At 44.5% G+C, this 23,425-nt stretch carries 14 protein-coding genes and 1 other annotated feature; of the genes, 13 read left to right on the top strand and 1 reads right to left on the bottom strand.

Translation table 11 applies throughout. The features are described from left to right. Positions 1–9: 9 nt before the first annotated feature. On the bottom strand, positions 10–1,080 hold the full coding sequence (locus tag DW159_RS06980) for a pyridoxal phosphate-dependent aminotransferase (protein WP_117549705.1): 1,071 nt from the start codon (positions 1,078–1,080) through the stop codon (positions 10–12). Positions 1,081–1,266: 186 nt separating this feature from the next. On the opposite strand from DW159_RS06980, the gene DW159_RS06975 reads away from it, so the two are divergent. The 13 genes from DW159_RS06975 (at position 1,267) to rlmD (ending at position 23,362) form a co-directional block, all read left to right on the top strand. After that, positions 1,267–4,833 carry a DUF5717 family protein gene (locus DW159_RS06975; RefSeq protein WP_022217545.1) on the top strand — a complete coding sequence of 1,189 codons (3,567 nt, stop codon included), beginning with the start codon at positions 1,267–1,269 and terminating at the stop codon, positions 4,831–4,833. A 33-nt stretch (positions 4,834–4,866) separates the two neighbouring features. Then, a complete protein-coding gene (locus tag DW159_RS06970; RefSeq protein WP_117549703.1) occupies positions 4,867–6,792 on the top strand; it encodes a DUF5716 family protein in 1,926 nt (641 codons plus the stop codon). Between the two features lie 7 nt (positions 6,793–6,799). Beyond that, entirely contained in the window at positions 6,800–7,636 is an 837-nt protein-coding gene (locus DW159_RS06965) for a hypothetical protein (RefSeq protein ID WP_117549702.1), read from the top strand. A 61-nt stretch (positions 7,637–7,697) separates the two neighbouring features. Further along, positions 7,698–7,914, top strand: a binding site (T-box leader). Positions 7,915–8,009: 95 nt separating this feature from the next. Further along, positions 8,010–10,652 (top strand): valine--tRNA ligase, encoded by a 2,643-nt coding sequence (locus DW159_RS06960; RefSeq protein ID WP_117549699.1) that lies wholly within the window; start codon positions 8,010–8,012, stop codon positions 10,650–10,652. 130 nt (positions 10,653–10,782) lie between these two features. Beyond that, the gene (locus tag DW159_RS06955; protein ID WP_117549697.1) at positions 10,783–11,091 is read left to right on the top strand and encodes a rhodanese-like domain-containing protein; all 309 of its coding nucleotides are present in this window, start codon (positions 10,783–10,785) and stop codon (positions 11,089–11,091) included. 32 nt (positions 11,092–11,123) lie between these two features. Further along, complete coding sequence (locus tag DW159_RS06950; RefSeq protein ID WP_117549696.1) at positions 11,124–12,281, top strand: THUMP domain-containing class I SAM-dependent RNA methyltransferase; 1,158 nt, start codon at positions 11,124–11,126, stop codon at positions 12,279–12,281. Beyond that, on the top strand, positions 12,278–13,972 hold the full coding sequence (locus DW159_RS06945; protein ID WP_117549693.1) for a lectin like domain-containing protein: 1,695 nt from the start codon (positions 12,278–12,280) through the stop codon (positions 13,970–13,972). Before DW159_RS06950 ends, DW159_RS06945 begins: the two co-directional genes overlap by 4 nt. 39 nt (positions 13,973–14,011) lie before the next feature. Next, the gene (locus DW159_RS06940) at positions 14,012–14,614 is read left to right on the top strand and encodes an XTP/dITP diphosphatase (RefSeq protein ID WP_117549691.1); all 603 of its coding nucleotides are present in this window, start codon (positions 14,012–14,014) and stop codon (positions 14,612–14,614) included. 61 nt (positions 14,615–14,675) lie between these two features. Then, complete coding sequence (locus DW159_RS06935) at positions 14,676–15,200, top strand: metallophosphoesterase family protein (protein ID WP_117549689.1); 525 nt, start codon at positions 14,676–14,678, stop codon at positions 15,198–15,200. A gap of 180 nt (positions 15,201–15,380) precedes the next feature. Continuing rightward, positions 15,381–16,766: a hypothetical protein gene (locus tag DW159_RS06930; protein WP_117549687.1), complete on the top strand. Its 1,386-nt coding sequence runs from the start codon at positions 15,381–15,383 to the stop codon at positions 16,764–16,766. A gap of 2 nt (positions 16,767–16,768) precedes the next feature. Continuing rightward, positions 16,769–18,910 carry a phospholipase D-like domain-containing protein gene (locus DW159_RS06925; RefSeq protein WP_158547591.1) on the top strand — a complete coding sequence of 714 codons (2,142 nt, stop codon included), beginning with the start codon at positions 16,769–16,771 and terminating at the stop codon, positions 18,908–18,910. Next, a complete protein-coding gene (locus tag DW159_RS06920; protein WP_117549683.1) occupies positions 18,885–21,941 on the top strand; it encodes a helicase-related protein in 3,057 nt (1,018 codons plus the stop codon). Before DW159_RS06925 ends, DW159_RS06920 begins: the two co-directional genes overlap by 26 nt. Before the next feature lie 41 nt (positions 21,942–21,982). Then, entirely contained in the window at positions 21,983–23,362 is a 1,380-nt protein-coding gene (rlmD, locus tag DW159_RS06915) for a 23S rRNA (uracil(1939)-C(5))-methyltransferase RlmD (RefSeq protein WP_117549681.1), read from the top strand. Positions 23,363–23,425: the final 63 nt, after the last annotated feature.

The raw sequence follows: 23,425 nt of genomic DNA, 5'->3' as shown, positions 1-23,425 counted from the left end.
AGTAATTTCCTAGACTATTTCCAGCACGGTGTTGACCAGCAGGTCATCCTGTTTTGGATTCATAAAACAGAATCTTATGTATTTGTTGTCAAGTCCGCCTATATCAGCACAGCTTCGTATATAAAGACCCTTTGGCATGCAGTAATCCACCACATCACCCGCGGAAATAGCATCCCTCAGGATACGGATCAGTATGAAGTTGGCGGCCGGTTTGTACAGCTTGATCGACTTGTGGGTGGACAGTGCCGAGTACACAAGGTTGCGCTCGGTTCTGATGAGCTCTCTTGATTCGGCAATGTATTTTTCGTCGGTGAACATGGCGACTCCGGCGGCCTCCACAAGCTTGCCTATCGCAAATGGCAGTCCGGTGATCTCAAGTGTTTTCTTGAGAACAGAATTCGATGTGATCATATATGCCAGCCTGAGTCCGGGAACTGCAAAAAATTTCGTTGTGTTTCGCAGCACGATAACATTCTCGTATTCCGATGTGAGAGGAATGGCAGAATTACTCTCCAGATCATCAACAAAATCCATGTATTCCTCGTCAACGACCATGGTTATGTTATTGCCATCGCATATCTTGGCTATAAATTCCAAAGACTCTGCATCGATTATCTGTGATGTTGTACCATTAGGATTCGATATAAATATAATATCGATGTCCTCTGACAACTTCGATATAAAATCTGCGATGTCGAGGGTGAAATCCTCCTCCTCAGGTGTGGAGTAGTAGATTATCTCACAGCTGTTCATAGAGAGCAGCTTTTCGTAATTCTGTGCTCCAGGTGTTATCAGGATAGCTTTCTTAGGCGAGGTAAATTCGCACAGTATCTTGACAAATTCATAGGAGCTGCCGCCGACGATTATGTCGTCTGTCTTTGCTCCGGAGTATGCGGATATGGCCTCCTTTAATTTCTTTGTGTTGTGATCAGGGTATACTGATAACTGACTCATGTTGTCCGCAATAGCTTTAGTAACAGATTCGGGAACTCCCAGTGGATTCATGTTAAGATCTGCACGAACAGTTTCGACCTGACTGAGGAGATTCTCTGTTTTTAGATTGATAACCCCATTTTTCATAAAAAAACCCCTTTTTCAGTTGTTTTAAGTTATTTTTCTGTATATATTGTTTAAAAAGAGACAATATTTTGTTATAATCTGAATATATGTCTTTTTGTCAATTATACCGATTGGAAGCTTCAAATACAACCACTATGAGTGATTTTTGACAAAAAGACAATAGAAATAGATACAGGAGACCAGACGATGAAGGGAATAGTTGAACAGTATGCTCGTGGTGAGTTTAAGGTTGACAGACCAGCGGTAGCCATATCAGTCAGCAAGATAGAATTGAATATCGAGGCGGGAACTGTGTATGATGGAGAGTTTACAGTGGATTCTTCAAACAGTTGTGCAGTGAAACTGATGGTATACGACAGCCGCTATATACTGGATTTCAAGAGTCACACATTTGTGGGCAGGAAGAACAGAGTCAGCTATTCATTTGACGCCCGAGGAATCGAGCAAGGCAAATCCTTCAAGGGTCATATAAATATAATCACTGATGGGGGAGAGTTTATCATCCCTTATCATATAGCTATAGTCGCTCCATATATTCAGGTCGAGGGTAAGAAGCTCGAGGATCTGTTCCAGTTTGCAGCATATGCAGAGGAGAACTGGGAGGATGCCATAAGGATATTCGGAAGCGAGGATTTTGTGCGCACTTTTATAGGCAGGGATGAAAAGCTTCAGAGGGTGTATGACACACTGGGAATGTCACTGTCCATAGGACAGGCCATGGAGGAATTCCTTGTGTATACACACAAGAAGAGGGCACTCACACTGTCCGTGGCTCAGAACGATCTGCTGGTTGAGATGCCATCCGAATTGGTCAGGGCATCGGTTACGATCACCAAGAACACCTGGGGCTACACGAATACCAAGATAGCATCGGACTGCGATTTCCTCATACCGGAGACCAGCGTGCTGAAGTGGAACAGCTTCGATGGCAACACATTTGACCTCAGTTTCCTCATAGATCCGCAGAAGATCCACGACGGGGAGTCATCGGGTTACATTTATATATGGAACACTTATCAGAATATGAGAATACAGGTGAGCATCAGAAAGCCTGAGGTCATCAAGATGACTCCAAAGAGCAGGCAGACGAGATTCACCATCAAGAGGGCGGAGGAGGCTCTGATCCGTGCATATATTGACTTCAGAACGGACAAGATCGATCTGAAGAAGTACATAGCGGAGACCAGGGATGCCCTGAACACCCTTATAAAATACAGACCGGAGTATGGCATGTACAGGCTGGGACTGCTCCATATGCAGATCCTGGAGGGACACACGGAATTTGTCGAGCAGGAATTTCTGAGAATAGATGCGGATGCCAATTTCACAAGCATGGAGGACATGGAGAAGTGTTATCTCAGTTACCTGAAGTCGCTTCTGCGCAGGGAGAAGTTCATTATAGACAGAACTGCTGCCATGGTAAGAGAAAGGTTTGAGGCAAATGACAAGAACAGGCTGTTCTATTTCTGGATACTGTTATTTGTGGATGTGAATTATACAGAGGACAAATGGGTTCTCTACGAGGATATACAGAAGCTGTTTAACTCAGGTGTAAACAGTCCGGTAATATACTTTGAGATATGCGACATGTTCAACAAGCAGCCTCTCATGATGAAGAAGATCGCACCGCTTGAGATCGCAGCCCTCAGATGGGGCATGAGAAATGAATTTGTCTCAGAGGATGTCATCGTGGAGTTTGTCAAGACTGCTTCGAGACAGAAGGATTTTGACGAGCAGGCATTTAAGATGCTTGAGCAGATATACGATATGAGGCATGACAGGACGACTCTGGATGCCATTTGTGGAATACTGATCAAGAATAAGATGTACGATCCGTGTTATCACAGATATTACAGTGACGCATCGGACAAGGATCTCAAGTATGTTGGTCTGAATGAATGCTTTATCAGGAGCATGGACAAAAACCACTACGATGAGATACCGGAGGCTATACTCAGATATTTCAGTTACAAGAACGTTTTGACGGACGAGGAGCTGGCGTATATATATGCAAATGTCATCATGAACAAGGAGAACCAGAAGTCGGTGTACAGGGATTTTGTCCCTGCCATTGAGCGTTTCATGGAGAAGATGATACTTCAGGGAAATGTGAGCGATGACCTGACAGTCATATACGATGAATTCCTTGATCCTGATACGGTGAAACCGGAATTTGCCACAAAGCTCATCAACATAATATTCAAGAGAAAGTTCGTGTGTGATAATGAGAATATAACACACATACTGGTATCCCACAGTGAGCTTGGCGGAGAGGTCAAGGTTCCGGTGGTTAATGGTGAGGCATATGTAGAGATAATATCGCCGTCTGCCATAGTCACACTTCTGGATGACAACGGCGGCAGATATGTGAGCACCGTACAGTACAGAATGGAGAGAATCGTAGACGAGAGGAGCTATCTGGACATTTGTCACGAGTACAGTCCAAGGGATTACAGATACCTGTTGTTCCTCTACAACGATATAGATATATTTACACACAGGGATGCAAAGGAGATAAATCTTGCCAGAGATATCGCACTCTGCCCTGAGGTGAGCTACAGGGTGAGACAGGAAGCGCTTACCCATATGGTTGAGTATTATCATGAGAATTTCGATGCGGACATTCTCGGAAAATATTTGTCCAAGATAGATCTGGATTACGTGGATCCTTCATATGCTTCCAGGATAAATACATATTATATAGCTCTGGATATGTATGAGAATGCATTTGAGGGAATGTATAGATTTGGCTATGTGGATGTGGATATAGATGAGCTGATCAAGATAGCCGAGTTTGGAATCGATGACAAGAGATACGATGAGAGCAGGCTGCTCATATCCATATGCGTGTATATATACAGGAGAGGGTACGCCGGACAGAAGATACTGTCATATCTCATCAACAATTACAACGGATCACTCGAGGAGATGGCAAATCTCTTCAAGTCGGTCAATTCAAATTACAGAAATATTGATATGCTGTCTGAGAACATACTCGCACAGATGATGTTCGCGGACGGATATATAGAGTCCATATACGATATATTTGAGGTGTACTATCGCGGCCGCAGCCGAGGCATGGTGGTGAAAGCTTTCCTCAGATATTGCGCGCACCAGTATTTTATAAAGGATCAGAAGATCCCTTCATATATAATGGAGGATCTGTACAAGGAGATCGCCAAGGGCAATATAAAGGACGAGATATCCAGAATGAGCCTGCTGTATTATTTTAGCAACCGAAGTGGACGATACACTGAGGAGCAGCAGGAATGGATCAAGGCAAATGTAAAACAGTTTATAGAATACAGCAAGATACTTCCGTTCTTCAGAAAATTTGAGTCGATCGTAAAGCTGCCAGGGGATATGAGATTCAAGACATATGTCATATTCAAGGGTGAAAGCGGAAAGCAGGTATGGGTCAGCTACAGCTTTGGACAGGAGAGCAGCAGTATGGCAAACTACAAATCCGAGAGGATGAATGAGATAATTCCGGGAGTGTATGTTAAGGAAGTTGTCGTATTCCACGGAGAGTCGCTTGTCTACTCCATCGATGGAGTGGTTGGAACTTCAGTCGTGGTTGAGAGCGACATACTCAAAAATGAGACATTCCATAAGGATGGAAGCAGCAGCTTTGAACTTATCAATAGCATGCTGGTTAGCCAGGAGACAAGAAATGACCATGAGCTCATACAGGCAATGGACACATATCTGTACAACAGCCATTTCTTCGACGCCAATTTGATGTTGCTTTAATTTTTTGATTTTTCACAAGGAGGGGCATAATTTATGTCTGACACACAGTTATATCTGGGTCTGGATCTTGGCCCGGAATATACACAGCTTAGTTATTATAATGTTGACACGCGGGAGCCGGAATCGGTGTACCACAAGGAGGCGAGGGATACATATATGCTCCCTAACATCATGTTCTACAGCGCGTACAACAAAAAGTCGGATGACGGACAGAGTGAAGCTTACAAGTTCATAGATCTGGCTGGCTGGTGTGCAGGGGCGAAGGCTTCAGCCTGCAGGTTCGAGGAAAATGGAACGGTTGTGGATCAGGTGTATGAGCGTACCCTGAGAAATGAGAATATAGAAGTTGCGGGGCGTAATTATAAGGCGGGAGATCTTCTTGTGAAGATGATGATACTGCATATAAGACAGTTTACCGAGCAGTTTGAGAGTTTTGTGATAAAGAAACTGACAGTCACAGTGGCTGACACAGATCCGCGCATCATAGCTGCAGTCAGAGGACTTAAGTCGGCACTCCGTCTGACCCATGACCAGTTTAATATAGTGAGCCATCTGGACAGTGGTCTGTGCTATATATTTGCACAGCCTGAGCCGCTCAGGAATAACAGCGTGGGACTGTTTGATTTCGGCAGGAGCGGGCTGGATTTTTACAGGATAGATATGACAAGGAAATATCCTTTGATAGTGACCGTTGAGCATGTGAACTTCCATGACAGGATGAACATGAAAAGATTTGGAAAATACCATGAGGATATGGATGAGGCATTTGCGGATATAGTTAAGGAATGTATGTCACAGGTGTTTATATCCTCTGTATTCCTCACGGGAATAGGATTTGCTGACAACTGGATGAAGCAGTCGGCTGCGGTTCTGTGTCAGGGCAGAAGGGTATTTGTTGGACAGAATATATATACAAAGGGTGCATGTTACAGATCGCTTGGCGGTGTGTACACGGAGGCGCTCAGCAGATATTTTATAGATACGGAGCAGACGGTCAAGACAAATATCGGAATAAATCTCATGGATGAGAAGAAGACGTTCTGGCCGATAGCATACGGCGGGCTTGAGTGGTTCAACACCCGCGGAAGCATAGAGTTATTCCTCGACAACACAAGAAGGATACAGATCGTATACCAGGATATACTGACTGAGGAAGAATGGCGGGAGACTGTGGAGATATACGGACTTCCGGCGAGACCAAAGAAGACGACAAAGCTGTCGATATCCGTGGAGTATTATGGTGCGGATAAGGGCGCGGTAGTCATCCGTGATCTTGGATTTGGAAGTTTGTATCCTACCACAAATAAGATATACAGAAAAGAATTTGACATAGGAGCCATCAGGAGAAAGCATGCGGAGAAGCTTGAGGCAGCGCGAAGGGAAGAGGAGCTCAGGATACGCATGGGTGACACCGAGGAACTGAGAGGCGAAGATCCGGCGGTGGAGCATGGTAATGCAAAGACGGTGGAAGCCGAGCAGGAGGTACATGAAGAGCCTGTGGTATATTACGGAACAGCGTCACCTGTGGAGCCGGAGACTGTGGAAGAGCCGGACGATTTCGGAACGGAAGCAGAGGATGTTGTGGAAGAGATTGATGACGATGCGGCGGATATGACGGAGGCTGAAGAGTTAGAAGATGATGCGGTCTCTGATCCTGAGAACATTTCAGATGAAATTGATGATGACGAAACGGAATCAGTGGATGCTGCATATGAGGTAGATGATGACGAAACGGAATCAGTGGATGTTGCATATGAGGTAGATGATGACGAATCAGAATCAGATGACATTACAGACGATGCAGATGACAGCGAGACTGAGATCGACGAGTCAGAGCCGGACGATGAAGAAACCATAGATGAAGAGGATCTGGATGACGAAGATTCCGATGAGTATGAGCAGAGTGCGTTCAGCATCCCGTCATACCTCAGAGGACAGCATTTTGATCCGGGAGAGTGATACACATATGAGTGGAATTATTATTTGTAAGACAAAGACAGCGGACAATCCGTACACATTCCTCAATACGAAGATAACCATATATTCATATGAGGAGCTGTGCTACTACATATTCAACAATATGGTGCTCATAGGTAAAGACGACCTTGCGGACAGACTCAGCAACTGGCTGAGAACGGCCATAGACATGGAGGATCTTGCGGACAAGATAGACGCGCTCAATGCCAAGAATGCGTATATCCAGGATATCATGGTGGAGATACTTACATTTGGTGAGTTCTACAGCAAGGATGAAGTGAAGGAATTCATGGACGAGTGCAAGAGGATCAGGACTCTCAAGCCGTATGAGCTGGACAAGAAGAGAGCTGACAGCTACATGATGTACAAGCATTACATCAAGGCTGACGCCATATACGATGACATCATAGAGTACAAGGAGTCACATGGTGAGTACGATGAGTTCCTTGGAAATATATATCACAACAAAGGCGTTGCGCTGGCGGGCAATCTTCAGCTTGAGGAGGCAAAGGATGCTTTCATCAGAGCATTTGCGCTGAATAAGAACAATGAGTCATTGATAGAATACTTCTGTGTAATGGCGGTGACGGTGGACACGGCGACACTCCAGAGGGAGATAAGAAAGCGCGGTATGCCGGCCGGATTCCTGGACGATCTGATGAACGAGATCGCTGATTCAAAGGAGGATGTACATGAGATGTCCATATACAACAAAGTCCAGAAGGCTGTGTACAACAGAATGCACGGCGACATAGAGGACTATGACAGGCGTATGAATTCCATCCTGAGTGCACTCAAGGATCAGTTCAGAAACCAGATAGGATGACTTTGTGCTTGACGTACAGCCAGCCTATGTTGTACTATCACAATGAATAAAGAAGATATATGCAAATGCTGTGACGAAGAGGAGTAGCATGTGGAGTCAGACAGAGAGAATGGTTCGTGGGCTGTGAGACCGTTCCTGACAGAGACTTGTGAAGGTAGCTTCTGAGCTGCATGGCTGAAAGATAATTAACAAGGATAAGCCATGCCGGGGCGTTCCCGTTATAGGATAAGATGAGATACAAAACAAGGTGGTAACGCGAATATTTACTCGCCCTTCTGACAGAATGTCCGGAGAGCGGGTTTTTTTGTGAAAAATTTTGTAAAAGTATATATCAACATGTAAGAGATCAGGAAGAATAGAAAGGAAGAATGAGATGAAAGAGTTAGAGAAGACATATGATCCTTCCCAGATAGAGGACAGACTCTACAGAAAGTGGGAGGAGAAGAAGTATTTCCACGCAGAGGTTGACAGGAGCAAGAAGCCATTTACGATCGTAATGCCACCTCCAAATGTAACAGGACAGCTCCACATGGGACATGCCCTGGACAATACCATGCAGGATATACTTATCAGATTCAAGAGAATGCAGGGCTACTCAGCACTGTGGCAGCCTGGTACAGACCACGCAGCCATCGCAACCGAGGTCAAGGTTACAGAGAAGCTGAAGGAGCAGGGAATAGATAAGAAAGAGATCGGCCGTGAGGAGTTCTTAAAGCATGCATGGGCATGGAAGGAAGAGTACGGCAACCGTATCGTGAGCCAGCTCAAGAAGATGGGTTCATCCGCGGACTGGGACAGAGAGCGATTTACCATGGACGAGGGATGTTCCAAGGCAGTCAAGGAAGTATTTGTAAGACTGTACGAGAAGGGCTACATCTACAAGGGCTCAAGGATCATCAACTGGTGTCCTGTATGTAAGACTTCCATATCAGATGCTGAGGTTATACATGAGGAGCAGGACGGATTCTTCTGGCATATCAACTATCCTGTAGTTGGAGAGCCTGGAAGATTTGTGGAGATAGCAACCACAAGACCGGAGACACTTCTCGGAGATACAGCCGTTGCAGTAAATCCTGACGATGAGAGATACACAGATATAGTAGGAAAGATGTTGGAGCTGCCACTTACAGACAGACAGATCCCAGTTATCGCAGATCCATATGTTGACAAGGAGTTTGGAACAGGATGTGTAAAGATCACACCTGCACATGACCCTAACGACTTCGAGGTTGGAAAGCGTCACAATCTTGAGGAGATAAATATACTGAACGATGATGCAACCATAAATGAGCTCGGAGGCAAGTATGCAGGCATGGATCGCTACGAGGCAAGAAAGCAGATGGTGGCAGACCTTGACGCACTGGGACTTCTCGTAAAGGTAGTTCCGCACAGCCACAACGTAGGAACACATGACAGATGTAAGACAACAGTAGAGCCAATGATCAAGCCTCAGTGGTTTGTCCGCATGAAGGAGATGGGCCAGGCAGCTCTTGACATCATCAAGACAGATGAGCTCTCATTTGTGCCTGAGCAGTTCGACAAGACATACATCCACTGGCTTGAGAATATCCGTGACTGGTGTATATCAAGACAGCTCTGGTGGGGACACAGAATCCCTGCATGGTACTGTGACGAGTGCGGTGAGACCATCGTCAGCCGTGAGACTCCTACAGTATGTCCAAAGTGCGGATGCACACACCTTACACAGGATGAGGATACACTTGATACATGGTTCTCATCAGCACTGTGGCCATTTTCAACACTTGGCTGGCCGGACAAGACTCCGGAGTACGAGTATTTCTATCCTACAAGCGTGCTTGTAACAGGATACGACATCATATTCTTCTGGGTAATCCGTATGGTATTCTCAGCACTTGAGCAGACAGGCAAGAGCCCATTCAAGCATGTGCTGATCCACGGACTTGTAAGAGACGACCAGGGACGTAAGATGAGTAAGTCACTTGGAAATGGTATTGACCCGCTTGAGGTTATAGATAAGTACGGTGCAGATGCCCTTCGTCTGACACTTATAACAGGAAATGCTCCTGGAAACGACATGCGTTTCTACTGGGAGAGAGTTGAGAATTCCAGAAACTTTGCAAATAAGATCTGGAACGCAACACGTTTCATCATGATGAACATGGAGAAGGCAGATTTCACAAATGTGAAGCTGTCAGACCTGACAATAGCTGACCGCTGGATTCTGTCCAAGGTCAACACACTTGCAAAAGAGATGACAGACAACATGGAGAAGTTCGAGCTTGGTATCGCTGTATCCAAGGTATACGACTTCATCTGGGAGGAGTTCTGTGACTGGTATATCGAGATGGTTAAGCCTCGTCTCTACAACGATGAGGATGAGACAAAGGCAGCAGCACTCTGGACACTTAAGACAGTTCTGATCCAGGCACTTAAGCTTCTTCATCCATACATGCCATTCATCACAGAGGAGATCTTCTGCAACATTCAGGACGAGGAGGAGTCGATCATGATCTCCAAGTGGCCTGAGTACACAGACGAGTGGAACTTTGAGGCTGACGAGGCCGCTGTTGACACTATCAAGGCAGCAGTCCGTGCCATCAGAAACCTTCGTACAGGAATGAACGTACCACCTAGCAGAAAGGCAAAGGTATATGTCGTATCTGCAAAGAAGGACGTGAGACATATATTTGAGTCATCAAAGAGCTTCTTTGCCACACTGGGTTATGCCAGCGAGGTACACGTTCAGGAGGACAAGACAGGAATCGATGAGAATGCAGTATCAGCACTGATCCACGATGCCGCTGTATACATTCCTCTTGAGGAGCTTGTGGATATCGACAAGGAGATCGAGCGACTTGAGAAGGAGGCTGCTAAGCTTGCCGGAGAGATCAAGCGTGCATCAGGAATGCTTGCAAATCCAAAGTTCGTTGACAAGGCCCCAGCCGCAAAGGTTGAGGAGGAGAAGGCAAAGCTTGCCAAGTACACTGAGATGTCTGAGCAGGTTGCCGAGCGTCTTGCACAGCTTAAGAAGTAATTATAAGGTCCCGACAGACGGAATTGGCTTTTCGCCTGCCGGGATCTTCGTTTTTATTGTGTCGATGAGACATTTCCTTCATATCATATAACAGAAGAGGTTTTTCTGTCGGTATGAAGGAGGTGGAGAAATGGGATTCACAAGTATTCCCATACGCAACATCATACGTGAAGCTGTTGCAAGGGGCGGCATAATAGTGGATGTCAGGGACCGCGATGAATTTCTGGAGGGACACATCCCCATGGCGGTAAATATTCCATTTGAGTTGATAGAAGCGAGGGAGTATACTCTTCCCAAAAGCAAATATATGCTGGTATACTGTGCTCATGGGGTGAGCAGCATGAAGGCTGCGCTCATCATGAGCGAGGATGGATACAGAGTTATCAACACGGTGGGAGGCTTGGCGCAGTACAGAGGCCCGCTCACAAGACAGAGATAGAACAAATATACAACCCACAGAAAGGGCAGGAAATGAGTAGAGTAGAACTTATAGCTCCATGTCATTTTGGACTGGAGTCGGTACTGAAAAAAGAAATACTTGATCTTGGATACGAGATAGTCCAGGTGGAGGACGGAAGGATCACATTTGCCGGAGACGAGAGTGCGATTGCAAGGGCAAATATTTTTATAAGGACAGCCGAGCGTATCATGCTTAAATGTGGCAGCTTCAAGGCCGCCACATTTGACGAGCTGTTCGAGGGAACAAAGGCCATCGCCTGGGAGAAGTATCTGACAAGGGATGCAAAATTCTGGGTGTCCAAGGCGACATCAAACAAGAGTGCACTCTTCAGTCCATCGGATATACAGTCCATAGTCAAGAAGGCTATGGTTGAGAGATTGAAGCAGACATACAGAGTGTCATGGTTCACGGAGGATGGCGCAAGCTATCCGGTGAGAGTATTTATATTCAAGGATATAGTGACCATAGCACTTGACACGTCAGGTGTGTCACTTCACAAGAGGGGATACAGAAAGCTGGTTGGAAAGGCTCCTATATCGGAGACGCTGGCGTCCGCGCTGATCATGCTCACGCCGTGGCACAGCGACAGAGTCCTTGTAGATCCGTTCTGCGGAAGTGGAACATTTCCGATAGAGGCGGCCATGATAGGCGCACACATCGCACCGGGAATGGACAGGGAGTTCACGGCCCAGGAGTGGTCCAAGATCTGTGACAAGAAGATATGGTACAATGCGGTGGATGAGGCTCATGATCTCATAGACCGCGATGTGAAGATGAACATACAGGGATATGATCTGGATGGCGATATGGTGAAGTGTGCCATGGAGAATGCCAGGGCAGCAGGAGTGGAGCAGCACATCCATTTTCAGCAGAGGGATGTGAAGGATCTGAGAAATCCGAAGAAGTATGGATTTATAATCACAAATCCACCTTACGGAGAGAGACTTGAGGAGAAGGAGGCTCTGCCTGGGCTGTACAGGACCATCGGCGAGAGCTATAGGAGTCTTGATGACTGGTCAATGTTCCTCATCACATCGTATACGGATGCGGAGAAGTATATCGGCAGAAAGGCCGACAGAAACCGCAAGATATACAACGGAATGATAAAATCATATTTCTATCAGTTTATGGGACCGAAGCCGCCTAAACGAAGGAGAGAAGAAGCTTGAAGAAATTTGTATATATAATTCTGATCCTTGCCATAGGTGCTCTGGCGTATTACGGAACAAAGGAGCCGTCGGGACGTCTGGAGAAGAACGAGGAGGATCAGCACGCAGTTTCCGGCATGTCTGAGAAGCTTGCGGGCGATTACAATGAAGCGGGACTCACACTGTATGTAAATGGCAGTGAGGTGGAAGAGGACGAGTACAAGCCGTATGTAAGCAATAATCTTCACCTTATGATGCCGCTGAAGATGCTCAAGGATAAGATGAAGTGCACATACATAGAGTATGTGAATGGCAGTATCGTGATCAAGAGGAATGAAGGAGTCGCCAGACTGGTGCTTGATTCCCAGGATGCAGAGCTGGACGGCAAGGACGTGAAGATCGCGGATGCGCCGATAAAGAAGGATGACGAGACATTTGTCCCTATAGAGTATATAGCGGACACGCTTGACTATACATGTGAGTACAATTATGACACAGGCCGTGTATCCCTGCAGAAGGTCGGTGAGGACAGTAAGCTGCCGGCCGCCTACGACATGAGAAAAGAGGGCAGGGTCACAGAGGTCAGAGACCAGGGAGACTCGGGAACATGCTGGGCATTTGCGTCGCTGGCTGCGCTTGAGACAACTCTTATGCCGGATGAAAAGCTGCAGTTCTCTGTGGATAACATGACCATGAACAACGGATTTGGCGTTGAACAGTTTGAGGGTGGCCAGTACAGGATGAGTATTGCATATCTTGCATCCTGGAAGGGACCGGTTCTCGAGAAGGATGATCCGTACGGGGATGACAAGACGAACTCCAAGCTTAAGGCCGTGAAGCATTTGCAGGAGGCGGAGATAATTGACGACAAGAATCTGAAGGCTGTGAAAGAGGCAGTGTACACCAAGGGCGGTGTGGAGACTGCGATATACAGCGATATGATAGATGCCGACAGTAGCTCGGAGTATTACAACGAGGAGACTCATGCGTACTATTATGATGGTTCAGAGGGAATCAACCACGATGTGGTAATAGTAGGATGGGATGACAATTACAGCAAGAACAACTTTAACAAGGCGCCGAAGAAAGATGGTGCTTTTATCTGTAAGAACAGTTGGGGAACCGAATTTGGCGAGGACGGATATTTCTATATATCCTACTATGATGCACATATTTGCGAGACCAGCGTTGTGTACACCAGACTTGAGGGCGCAGACAACTACGATAAGATATACCAGTCGGACAAGCTGGGCTGGGTAGGAGTTCTTGGATTTGACCAGGAGAATGCCTATTTTGCAAATGTTTACACGGCAGGCAAGAGCGAGGAACTCGAGGCTGTGTCATTCTATGCTACTGATGCAAAGACGACATATGAAGTATATGTGGCTACAAATTTTGAGGACACTGACGATCTGGCAAATAAGAAGCTTGTCGCGTCAGGCGAGATGGAGTACGCAGGATACTACACGGTCAACCTGGATGATGTGGTCAAGCTCCCGGATGAAAAGAAATTTGCGGTCATAGTACATATAACCACGCCGGGCAGCAAATACCCGATAGCCATAGAGTATGATGCGGATTCCATGACCGACAGCTTTGACATCTCCGATGGAGAAGGCTATATAAGTCTGTATGGAAATCAGTGGTACAGTGCGGAAAAAGAGAGAAAATGTAACGTCTGCCTCAAGGCATTTACGGATAAGACAGAATAAACAGGAAGTGTATGTAAGCTGTGGGAAAGGAGAACTATTATGGACAAGCTGATATTTGCAACGGGAAATGAAGGAAAGATGAAGGAGGTCCGCATGATACTTGCTGACCTCGGATTTGAGATACAGTCCATGAAGGAGGCTGGGATCGATATAGACATAGTGGAGGACGGACAGACATTTGAGGAGAATGCTCTGATCAAGGCGAGAGCCATCAGCAAGGCAAGCGGATGCCTGGTGCTTGCGGATGACTCAGGACTTGAGGTCGATTACATGGACAAGGCGCCTGGAATATACAGCGCGAGATTCCTTGGTGAGGACACATCGTACAGGATAAAGAACCAGTACATAATAGACAAGCTGGCCGGGGTTCCAGATCCTGAGAGGACAGCAAGATTCGTGTGCGCTATAGCAGCAGTGTTCCCGGATGGAAGCGAGTACACAGAGCGGGGAACCATAGAGGGAATCATAGGCTACGAGGAGCGCGGCGAGAACGGTTTCGGGTATGACCCTATATTTTACCTTCCAGAGCTGGGCAAGACCACTGCGGAGCTTGATCCTGAGGAGAAGAACAAGATCAGTCACAGGGGAAATGCACTGAGACTGATGAAGAACGTCATCAGAGCGCACAGGGAGAGTAAGTGAGAATCAGGAATAAATCAGTTAATGATCAGTGGGATCGATGGATTCTCGTTAGGAGGAATAGATGAAAGTACTGATAATAAGTGACACTCATGGCAAGAGTAGCTGCTTAAAACAGATACACGATATAGTTGGCGACGTGGAAATGCTGATACATCTCGGAGATGTTGAGGGAGATGAAAAGCTGATACATGATCTGTTTGACTGTGAGATCCACATGGTGAGGGGCAACTGCGATTACAACCCGGAGCTCCCGATATATGACGAATTCAACATCGGAGATAAGAGGGCATTTATAACGCATGGACACAGGTATGGTGTGAACAGCGGTATTTCATATCTGGAGGAGCTTATCGACACGGAAGGATATGACTTCGTAATGTATGGACACACCCACCGCCGTGACCTGACGAGCTACAAGGGTTCATATATAGTGAATCCGGGAAGTCTGGCTCTGCCGAGGGACAACCGGATTGGAACGTATATGCTGCTTGATTTTGACCAGCACGGAACGCCGTTTTTTGCGCAGAATGAGCTGCCGAGGGTAGAGTCGAATGTGTCAAGTTTTCGAAGAAAATTTGACATGTAGCATCAGCCCTGCCGAAGGTAGCTTTAAATGGCTGATGTTCCATACCGGAGGAGAAGAAGAGGAAGAAGTTTTTTGAGGATCTGTGGGGATAGGGCAGATATAAAGGTAGTATAATTGGTGCCGGGCACTTCATTGTGATGTAGGTGTCCGGCATTTTTGAGTATGGGAAGGGGGATACTTGTGGAGTTTGGCTTTTGCAGTTTGTATGGGAAAGGTGATAGGGGAATAAGCAATTTTTTTAAGGAGGCAAATAACAAGGATGTTCTGGGGCTCAGACCGATGAATAACAGGATCTCGGAGATACTGTTTCCAGAGTGTACGACACTTATGCCTAACCTTGTATATATATATTATCTCAATGCCATATATCATGTACTTAAAGAAAAAGGATCAGAGGATGATGTTGATTATTATGAAAGAATGATCAGTCATCATATAGTTGAAAAACATCGTGAGGAGTGCAAAGGAAAGGGATTCTTTGATGATGCAAAGGATCGCGCTTACAAGAAATATAAGAATAAGATGAAGATGCTGCATTATCTGGACGAAAAGTATTCGATAAATGGTGTATGCTTATTGGACATACTGAAAGAAACAGACCGATATAAATTTGTGAAAAATGTGATAGATAATGTTGAAGTTGGCTCAGATGTAGAGGATCTTACAGATTATGAAAAGGACTATATCTATAGCCCGGGGAAACTGGATGAAATAGAGAAACTGGATTATATAAGGCGGGTGTTGATGCCGGATGATGATAGAATATGCAGATATTCATATACATCAAATATTATCGCCAGTTTCCTAGCACCTGTATCAAATAAAAAAGATGTACTAAGGGAAGATTCTGTATCAAAATTATATAAAGAAGGTAAAGAGGGTAAATTCAAATATGAAAAACTTGAAGATTTACTTGAAGAGTTAAAAATAAAACCAAAGAGTAAGTATCTTTATGAATTTGAAAAAATTGACAAGTATGACAAGTATGGCGAGAGTATAGTAGGGAAAGATAATGGATTTTATATGTATGAATATCTTCGCCAGTCCCAGATATATTCTATTATCCAGTATATTGCCAAGCTCAGTTATAAATGGCTGCTGTTCAGCAGAGATGACGATAAACGTAAATCATATGAAGAAAAAATCAGATCTGAGATTGCAGTATATTTCGAGATTAGCACTGAAATAAAAGAAGAAAAAATAGAAAATTACTGGAAAAAGAAATATGAAGATTGTAAAAGTTTTATCAGTCAGGGGGAAGACGGGGATTTAGGTGAATGCTGGGATTTTATTAATAAATTAACCATAGAATTGGAGAAAGACATAAATACAAGTGATATAGAGAAAATTGCCAGTATCGTGGAGGAAAGAGAGAAACACGTGCAGGGGGCTGCGTCAAAATTAGGCACTAATCTAAGAAATATAGAAGACACAGAGGATTATATAGACACATTCAGGTGGGAGTATCGTCCTACAGAAAGTCAAAACAGATATCCGGGAACCATAACCATGTGTGTAAGCTATTATATATCAGAATTGTTTTATAATTATATAAAATGGGAGTAAATATGGAAAATATAGAGGATATATACTTATTGGACAAGCTTCGTCCACCAAAGGGATATGAAACCACGGGCGCATTGCTGTGCACATATAGTATTGATGCAAAAGCATTGTTGTCGGCACTGTTATATATGAGGGATATACCGGCAAAGGGTATGGACAGTGGTACAAGTCTGTCGATCACAGAGCGGTTGAAGATGCTGTTCGATAAAGGTATCGAGGACATGAAATGGATGGAGAAACACATAGGATTTGTATGTAATAATGGCTATGACAAAAGCTCGGCCTCCACGATGTATCAGTATACAAGACGATTTACGGCGTATTACACGATTTCGCTTGGAGAGCGCGATCACAGTTTCCATCCCAAAATGTATCTGGTGAAGTTTGAGAAAAAAGATAAGACGGCCGAGGGGGCAGATACATTGTTCCGATTGATTATAGGCAGTATGAATCTGGTGAATTCACACAACAAGGAATTTGCTGCATGTATGGAGCTTGAAGCGTACAGAGAACAGGACGTGCCTGAAACAGACAGGGACAAATATGTAAAACTGAAAGGCACAAAAGCTGATATATCAGGTGCGATAGATAGATTGCTTGGATATGAAAGAGAAAACGGCAGATCGGATAGTCCATATATCGACAACCGTAATATAGGCGAGGTAATAGAGAATCTTGCTGTGGACTCATATTACTTTAAAAAGGATGAGCTCCCGGAGATCACAGCATTTGGGGAAGCTTTCCCAGGTACAGAATTCAAAGATATGCTAAAAGGGGCAGATCACATTTTTTCACCGTTTTTATCAGAAAGTTTTCTGAGAGAATGCCCAAAGAAAACTAACATATATACTATGGAAAATGAACTGACAAAGCTGGGGTATGAACGTTGTGCTGAAAAGCAGATAGTGGAGGATGATGACAAAACTGACAGCCGCCAGTTCTTTGTGTATGAGATAGAGGAGAATCAGGTAAACAGAAAACCATCAAGTTCACATTTTAAGGCATATCTGTCAGATAAAGATCAATGGGTTTATGTGGGATCACTGAATTTTTCCAACAGAGCATTTGGAAATAACAGAGAACTGGTGGTGAAGCTTCAAGATATAACGGAACAGCGGTATGACTATATAAAGACAGTTTTTCAAGAAGATTATAGACTGTATACATATAGAAAAAGACCCCAAGGCACTGAGTCTGAAGAGTATGAACTCGATATAGATAGTGAGTTTAGAAAATTGGCACTACAGATAAGCCAGATGTATGCTGTGAAATTCAGCCAAAGTGATAATTATACGCTGACCGTTTGCAGGACCGGGATTGCGACGGCGCAAGAGAAGGATAATGTCGGTGAGCTGATCACTTCGATCAATGAGGGCCTGACTACTTTTGAAAAATCTATAGCAAAGCGAAATATCCCAGAAGAAAATAAATTCGTGAGGGATGAAAGTGCTGAATACGATCATATATCCGTAAAGATATGTCCTGTCGATTATCCGGAAAGAAGTGAGAATCTGCTAAAAATCACATTTGCTGATGAGATATCGGAAGATCCCAATTCTGATGTTCTGGAGACTGATATATCCTGGTCAGGACTTAACAGGAGAAAAGCAGGGCAGCAGTTTATCCTGACACTTGAATATAAGAACAAAGAATACGCTCGGGCAAACATACATATATGCTGGTGTGCTCAGACCAATGATAATGATGGAGACGAGACAGACGCGGCAGATAATCTGTTAGATGTGCAGAGAATATTGATATATGAGAAAATAGCAGGTTTGTTAAGCAGCAGAAATTATAAAGACAGCAGTATAGATAAGCCGGAGAATGACTCTGATGATTCTGGGAAACGGCTGGGCGTTAAGGAGTATGAGTGCTATATAAGAAATTGTATTCCTACGTTAGAAGAGCTGATTCAAAGATGTATAAACGAGAAGAGAAGCCTGGATTCAGTTCTAACAGGGTATAAGAATCGTGTGAAGTCCATATACGAAGTGCATGCGCTTCGAAATAAAGGTATGTCACAGGAGGAACAGGCAGAAATTGCATGTATGGATAAAAAGCTGGTCGAAAATATGATGGCGCAATTCGAATGCTTAAAAGGGGAAATTGGATATTATGGGCAAAGAAAAGACAGAAATTGAATATACAGATTATCAGAAACGTGCTATAAGAAGGATCGTTGACAGTTATATGGGAGAGTGTACCAGCGGAAGATTTCTTCTTGCAGATGAGGTGGGCCTTGGAAAGACTATTATTGCGAGGGGCGTCATCAGGTGCCTTATGTGTAAACTCCTTGAGCAGGAAATTGCCGGCAAGTCTGGAGAACAGATAAAAAACGAAGCGGATTATTATTATTTTAATGTTATTTATATATGTTCCAACACGAATATCGCCAAGCAGAATGAGGAAAAACTCGGACTTGGTAAAAATGAAGACGAGGGGTGGACGAATCGTGCCAGTTGTCTTTCGGGGAAAGAGTTCAATTCATCTAAATATGAAGTGGAATTTCAAGCGGTACTTCAAGATTATTATAAGGTATATGGAAATGATCACACATATGAATCTTTGGGCAGAGTCAATGCATTGAAGACCAGACTTAGAATATTGCCAATGACACAAAGGACATCTATCGATATAAAGGGACGGGGCAAGGTAGAAGAGAGAGAATATCTGTATAGACTGATACGGGCTTTTTCTGATGATGAAATTATTTCAGCAGAAGCAAGTCGGGGAAATGAAGATTTTGAAAAGATGATGGGTCTGTACATGACCAAGTGTAAGTGTGATGAAGAGTTTAATAAAGCATGTAATATTATCAGGGATAGCCGTAATGGTGATGAATATGAAATAGAAAACTTTTATAATACCTGGCAGATCGTAAGGAAAGGCTTTGCGGAGATCACGATGGACTGGCTGGACTGCGGGCTGGTTATTATGGATGAATTCCAAAATTTCAAGGAGATCATAGGTCAGGCTTCAGATGATGAGGAAAGTATCATAAGAAAGGTTCTGGAACAGGAGTCTGATGGGGAAGACAGAAATCCATATGTTCTGATGTTGTCTGCAACTCCATTTAGGATGTATATGAGTAAAAATGCAGATCAGGATGAGACGGATACCGATACAGCAGGCACGGAAAATGCAAGTATATATGATGTGTGCCGCTTCCTTGAAAAAGGAGGGGGAACAAATGGTATGTCTGTAATTTCAAGTTCCCTTGAGGCTTATAAGACTGCACTTGAAAAATATTCACGATCGGACAGAGAAAGCAAGGAAAATGTTCTGGAAAAGAAAAACGCCTTTGAGAGGCAGATGGGATCAGTGTTTACCAGAATGGAGAGAATCAATGTGCTACGTGAATTGAGAGAAGACTGCACAGACGCTGAAGATACTGATAAACAGGAAATCGGATGTGGTGGGATTAAAGCCCTTCTTGATTATACGAATGAGCTTGTTGAATATGATACAGGCAATGGCAGGTATCATATAGGTACAGGTACAGCGACAGCATATGCTGAGAGAATCCCATATGTTCTCTCGTTCATGAATCGAGGGAACAAACAGGCCGGCGGCGATGATGGCTATAAAATTAAACGCAATTTTGATGAAGATGTTGGCGCTGGAAAAATAAGATATAAAAATAATTCAAAATGTTATATTCTTGAAGATGATTTTAAAGATATGTCCAAAACACTAGGGGAATGGCATGGAGTTTATGAGAAGGTGTTGGAGTATATTCTGGACATAGAATCTCTGGATATCGATTCTATGCTGAAATCTGGTAAGTATAATGGCATGACAAGGGAGGATGTACTTCTGAATCATCCAGGAGCAGCCAGACTTCTGTGGGTTCCTTCTGTGGTCGGTTGGAAAGAGCTTAAAGGTGCATTTGCAGAGCACAAAAACTTTGGCAAGACCGTTATGTTCTCAGACAGAGTTGTTGTACCGAGAGCTATGGCATGGCTTATCAGCCGAGAAGTGACACGGAGACTTATCTGGTGGATATTGAAACAGGAACAGGATAAGAGTATTACGGAGAAAGAACTTCAGGATTTTCAGGAAAGTGCAAAGGACATACTAGAACAAATATTAGAACAAATACTGGGCCTGGTGGCTGGTTTCGAAGAAAATCCGGAGCGGGGTAATAGTGGTGATGAAGGTATAAAAACGGTTGAAAAGATATTTACGACATCAGAGTCAGGTATGTTTGCCGTGTGGTCTGAGATGGGACTGCCGATAAAAAGGAATAAAGAAGGTTTTGCCCTTAGGGACAGTGGAGGCACTTTACAGATGGATGTGGATAGTCTCAGACAGTCTATAAAGGATTACTGTGAAGAAGGAAAGCTTCAGTATGTATTGCAAGAGCTGGAGTATATAGGGAACGCAGCATACTTGTCAGATGGACATAATGTACATGAGGCAACAGAAATTTATATTACATTGTATGAACATACAAAAGATGGCAGACTTCAGATATCCAGGACAGGCGATAATCAGAAAAGTGCGGAAAGGCCCGTAGAGACATACTATGCGCGATGTATAGGAAGCGGTAATGACGACGATAAAGTGAATAGTATATCCAAGCTTCAGGCTGCGTTTAACTCGCCATTTGCACCATTTGTATTTGCTACGACCTCTATAGGTCAGGAGGGACTGGATTTCCATAATTATGCGGATCGAATGGTACATTTGTCTATTCCTGCCAATCCTACTGATTTTGAACAGAGGGAGGGAAGAATAAACAGGTATAATTGTCTTGCGGTGAGAAAGGCAGTTATGGAATGGTATGGCAATAAAGAGGAGACCAGGATGTGCTCTGATGATATACCAAAGCTTCTGGATAATGCATTTGAAGCGGCAAAGGCTTCGTTGTGCGAAGAAAGCAATCAGAAATTAAACTGTGGCATTATACCACACTGGCTTGTTGCCAGAAAAAAAGATGATAATAAGCTTGAGGTGGCTGGAATAAAAAGGCTGGTGCCGTATTTTTATAACTCATCCATGATGGAGAAGTATCATAATATGCTCAAGCTGCTTCAGTTGTACAGATCTGTTATTGGACAGGCGGATGCAGACGAACTGCTGGAGAGACTTATGGTCAACAAAAAAGAGGCAGATGTGCAGGAGTTATATGTAGATTTCTCTCCGTACAATGAGCGGTTGCAGAATTAAGATGACGATAGAGACTGATAGAAAAGGACAGGTAAAATGATATGAAGAAACACGATATAGTTGAAGGTGTGATAGACACATATGAGTTCCCGAACAAGGGCAGCTTTCATATGGATGACAGAAAAGTAACAGTTAAGGGTGCGATAAAAGGTCAGAAAGTGAGCAGCCGTATAACCAAGCTGAAGAAGGGCAAGGCGGACGGAAGGCTCCTTGAGGTTCTTGAGAAATCTGAGCTTGAGGATGCTTCGCCAGTGTGTTCGCATTTTGGTATGTGCGGTGGCTGCAGTTACCAGACGCTCAGCTACGAGAACCAGCTCAAGGTGAAGGAGGAGCTTGTCAAAGGCCTCCTTGACGGAGTGATAGACAGCGAGGTTCACCCTTATGAGTGGCAGGGGATACTTGCATCTCCTGTGACAAAGGGATACAGGAACAAGATGGAGTTCTCATTTGGCGATGAGTATAAGGATGGTCCGCTGGCACTGGGACTTCACAAGAAGAACAGCACGTACGACATCGTACAGATGGATGACTGCTATATAGTAAATGATGATCTGAACAAGATAGTGAAATATACTGTCCAGTTCTGCAAGGAGGCGGGACTCCCATATTACAAAAAGATGCAGCACGAGGGGCTTCTGCGCCATCTGGTTATCAGACGTTCGGCGACAAATGGCGATCTGCTGGTGAATCTGGTGACAACCACCCAGAATCTGGCGGCTCTCGACCTTGATGCATACGTGAAGGGGCTGCTGGAGCTGCCGCTTGAGGGAAAGATCGCAGGAATCCTTCATACGGAAAATAACTCCATGGCGGATGCGGTCATCAGTGACAGGACAAATCTGCTATACGGAACAGAGTATATATATGAGACTGTCCTTGGACTTCAGTTCAAGATATCGCCGTTCTCATTCTTCCAGACAAATACCAAGAGCGCTGAGAGACTCTACGACAAGGCTCGTTCGTATGTGGGTGATACAAAGGATGCTGTCATATTCGACCTCTATAGTGGAACCGGAACGATAGCCCAGCTTCTTGCGCCTGTTGCAAAGAAGGTCATCGGCGTAGAGATCGTTGAGGAAGCTGTGGAGGCTGCCCGTGTGAATGCGGAGCTCAACGGCCTTGACAACTGTGAGTTCATCGCGGGGGATGTTCTTAAGGTCATAGATGACATAGAGGAGAAGCCGGATTTCATAGTTCTTGATCCACCACGTGACGGAATCAACCCAAAGGCTCTGACAAAGATCATTAACTATGGAGTGAAGGAGCTTGTGTACATAAGCTGCAAGCCTACATCACTTGCCAGGGATCTGGTGACTCTGCAGGAGAACGGATATTTCGTGACTAAGGCATGCGCTGTCGATCAATTTCCGGGTACTGTTCATGTGGAGACGGTAGTACTGATGTCAAGGAAAGATAAATAAAAGCCAGAAAGTGGCGTATTTCCGGGCTTTTTCGGAAGTTGGGATTAGAAGCCTAACTCTTGA

Source organism: Coprococcus sp. AM14-16 (genome assembly GCF_003434675.1).
Taxonomy (GTDB): domain Bacteria; phylum Bacillota; class Clostridia; order Lachnospirales; family Lachnospiraceae; genus Coprococcus; species Coprococcus aceti.
This window is presented reverse-complemented; position numbering and strand designations above follow the sequence as displayed.

What these genes read in the sequence shown, in the direction of transcription:
- DW159_RS06980 (WP_117549705.1), bottom strand. Translation starts at nt 1,080, where the DNA reads ATGAAAAATGGGGTTATCAATCTAAAAACAGAGAATCTCCTCAGTCAG.
- DW159_RS06975 (WP_022217545.1), top strand. Translation starts at nt 1,267, where the DNA reads ATGAAGGGAATAGTTGAACAGTATGCTCGTGGTGAGTTTAAGGTTGAC.
- DW159_RS06970 (WP_117549703.1), top strand. Translation starts at nt 4,867, where the DNA reads ATGTCTGACACACAGTTATATCTGGGTCTGGATCTTGGCCCGGAATAT.
- DW159_RS06965 (WP_117549702.1), top strand. Translation starts at nt 6,800, where the DNA reads ATGAGTGGAATTATTATTTGTAAGACAAAGACAGCGGACAATCCGTAC.
- DW159_RS06960 (WP_117549699.1), top strand. Translation starts at nt 8,010, where the DNA reads ATGAAAGAGTTAGAGAAGACATATGATCCTTCCCAGATAGAGGACAGA.
- DW159_RS06955 (WP_117549697.1), top strand. Translation starts at nt 10,783, where the DNA reads ATGGGATTCACAAGTATTCCCATACGCAACATCATACGTGAAGCTGTT.
- DW159_RS06950 (WP_117549696.1), top strand. Translation starts at nt 11,124, where the DNA reads ATGAGTAGAGTAGAACTTATAGCTCCATGTCATTTTGGACTGGAGTCG.
- DW159_RS06940 (WP_117549691.1), top strand. Translation starts at nt 14,012, where the DNA reads ATGGACAAGCTGATATTTGCAACGGGAAATGAAGGAAAGATGAAGGAG.
- DW159_RS06935 (WP_117549689.1), top strand. Translation starts at nt 14,676, where the DNA reads ATGAAAGTACTGATAATAAGTGACACTCATGGCAAGAGTAGCTGCTTA.
- DW159_RS06925 (WP_158547591.1), top strand. Translation starts at nt 16,769, where the DNA reads ATGGAAAATATAGAGGATATATACTTATTGGACAAGCTTCGTCCACCA.
- DW159_RS06920 (WP_117549683.1), top strand. Translation starts at nt 18,885, where the DNA reads ATGGGCAAAGAAAAGACAGAAATTGAATATACAGATTATCAGAAACGT.
- rlmD (WP_117549681.1), top strand. Translation starts at nt 21,983, where the DNA reads ATGAAGAAACACGATATAGTTGAAGGTGTGATAGACACATATGAGTTC.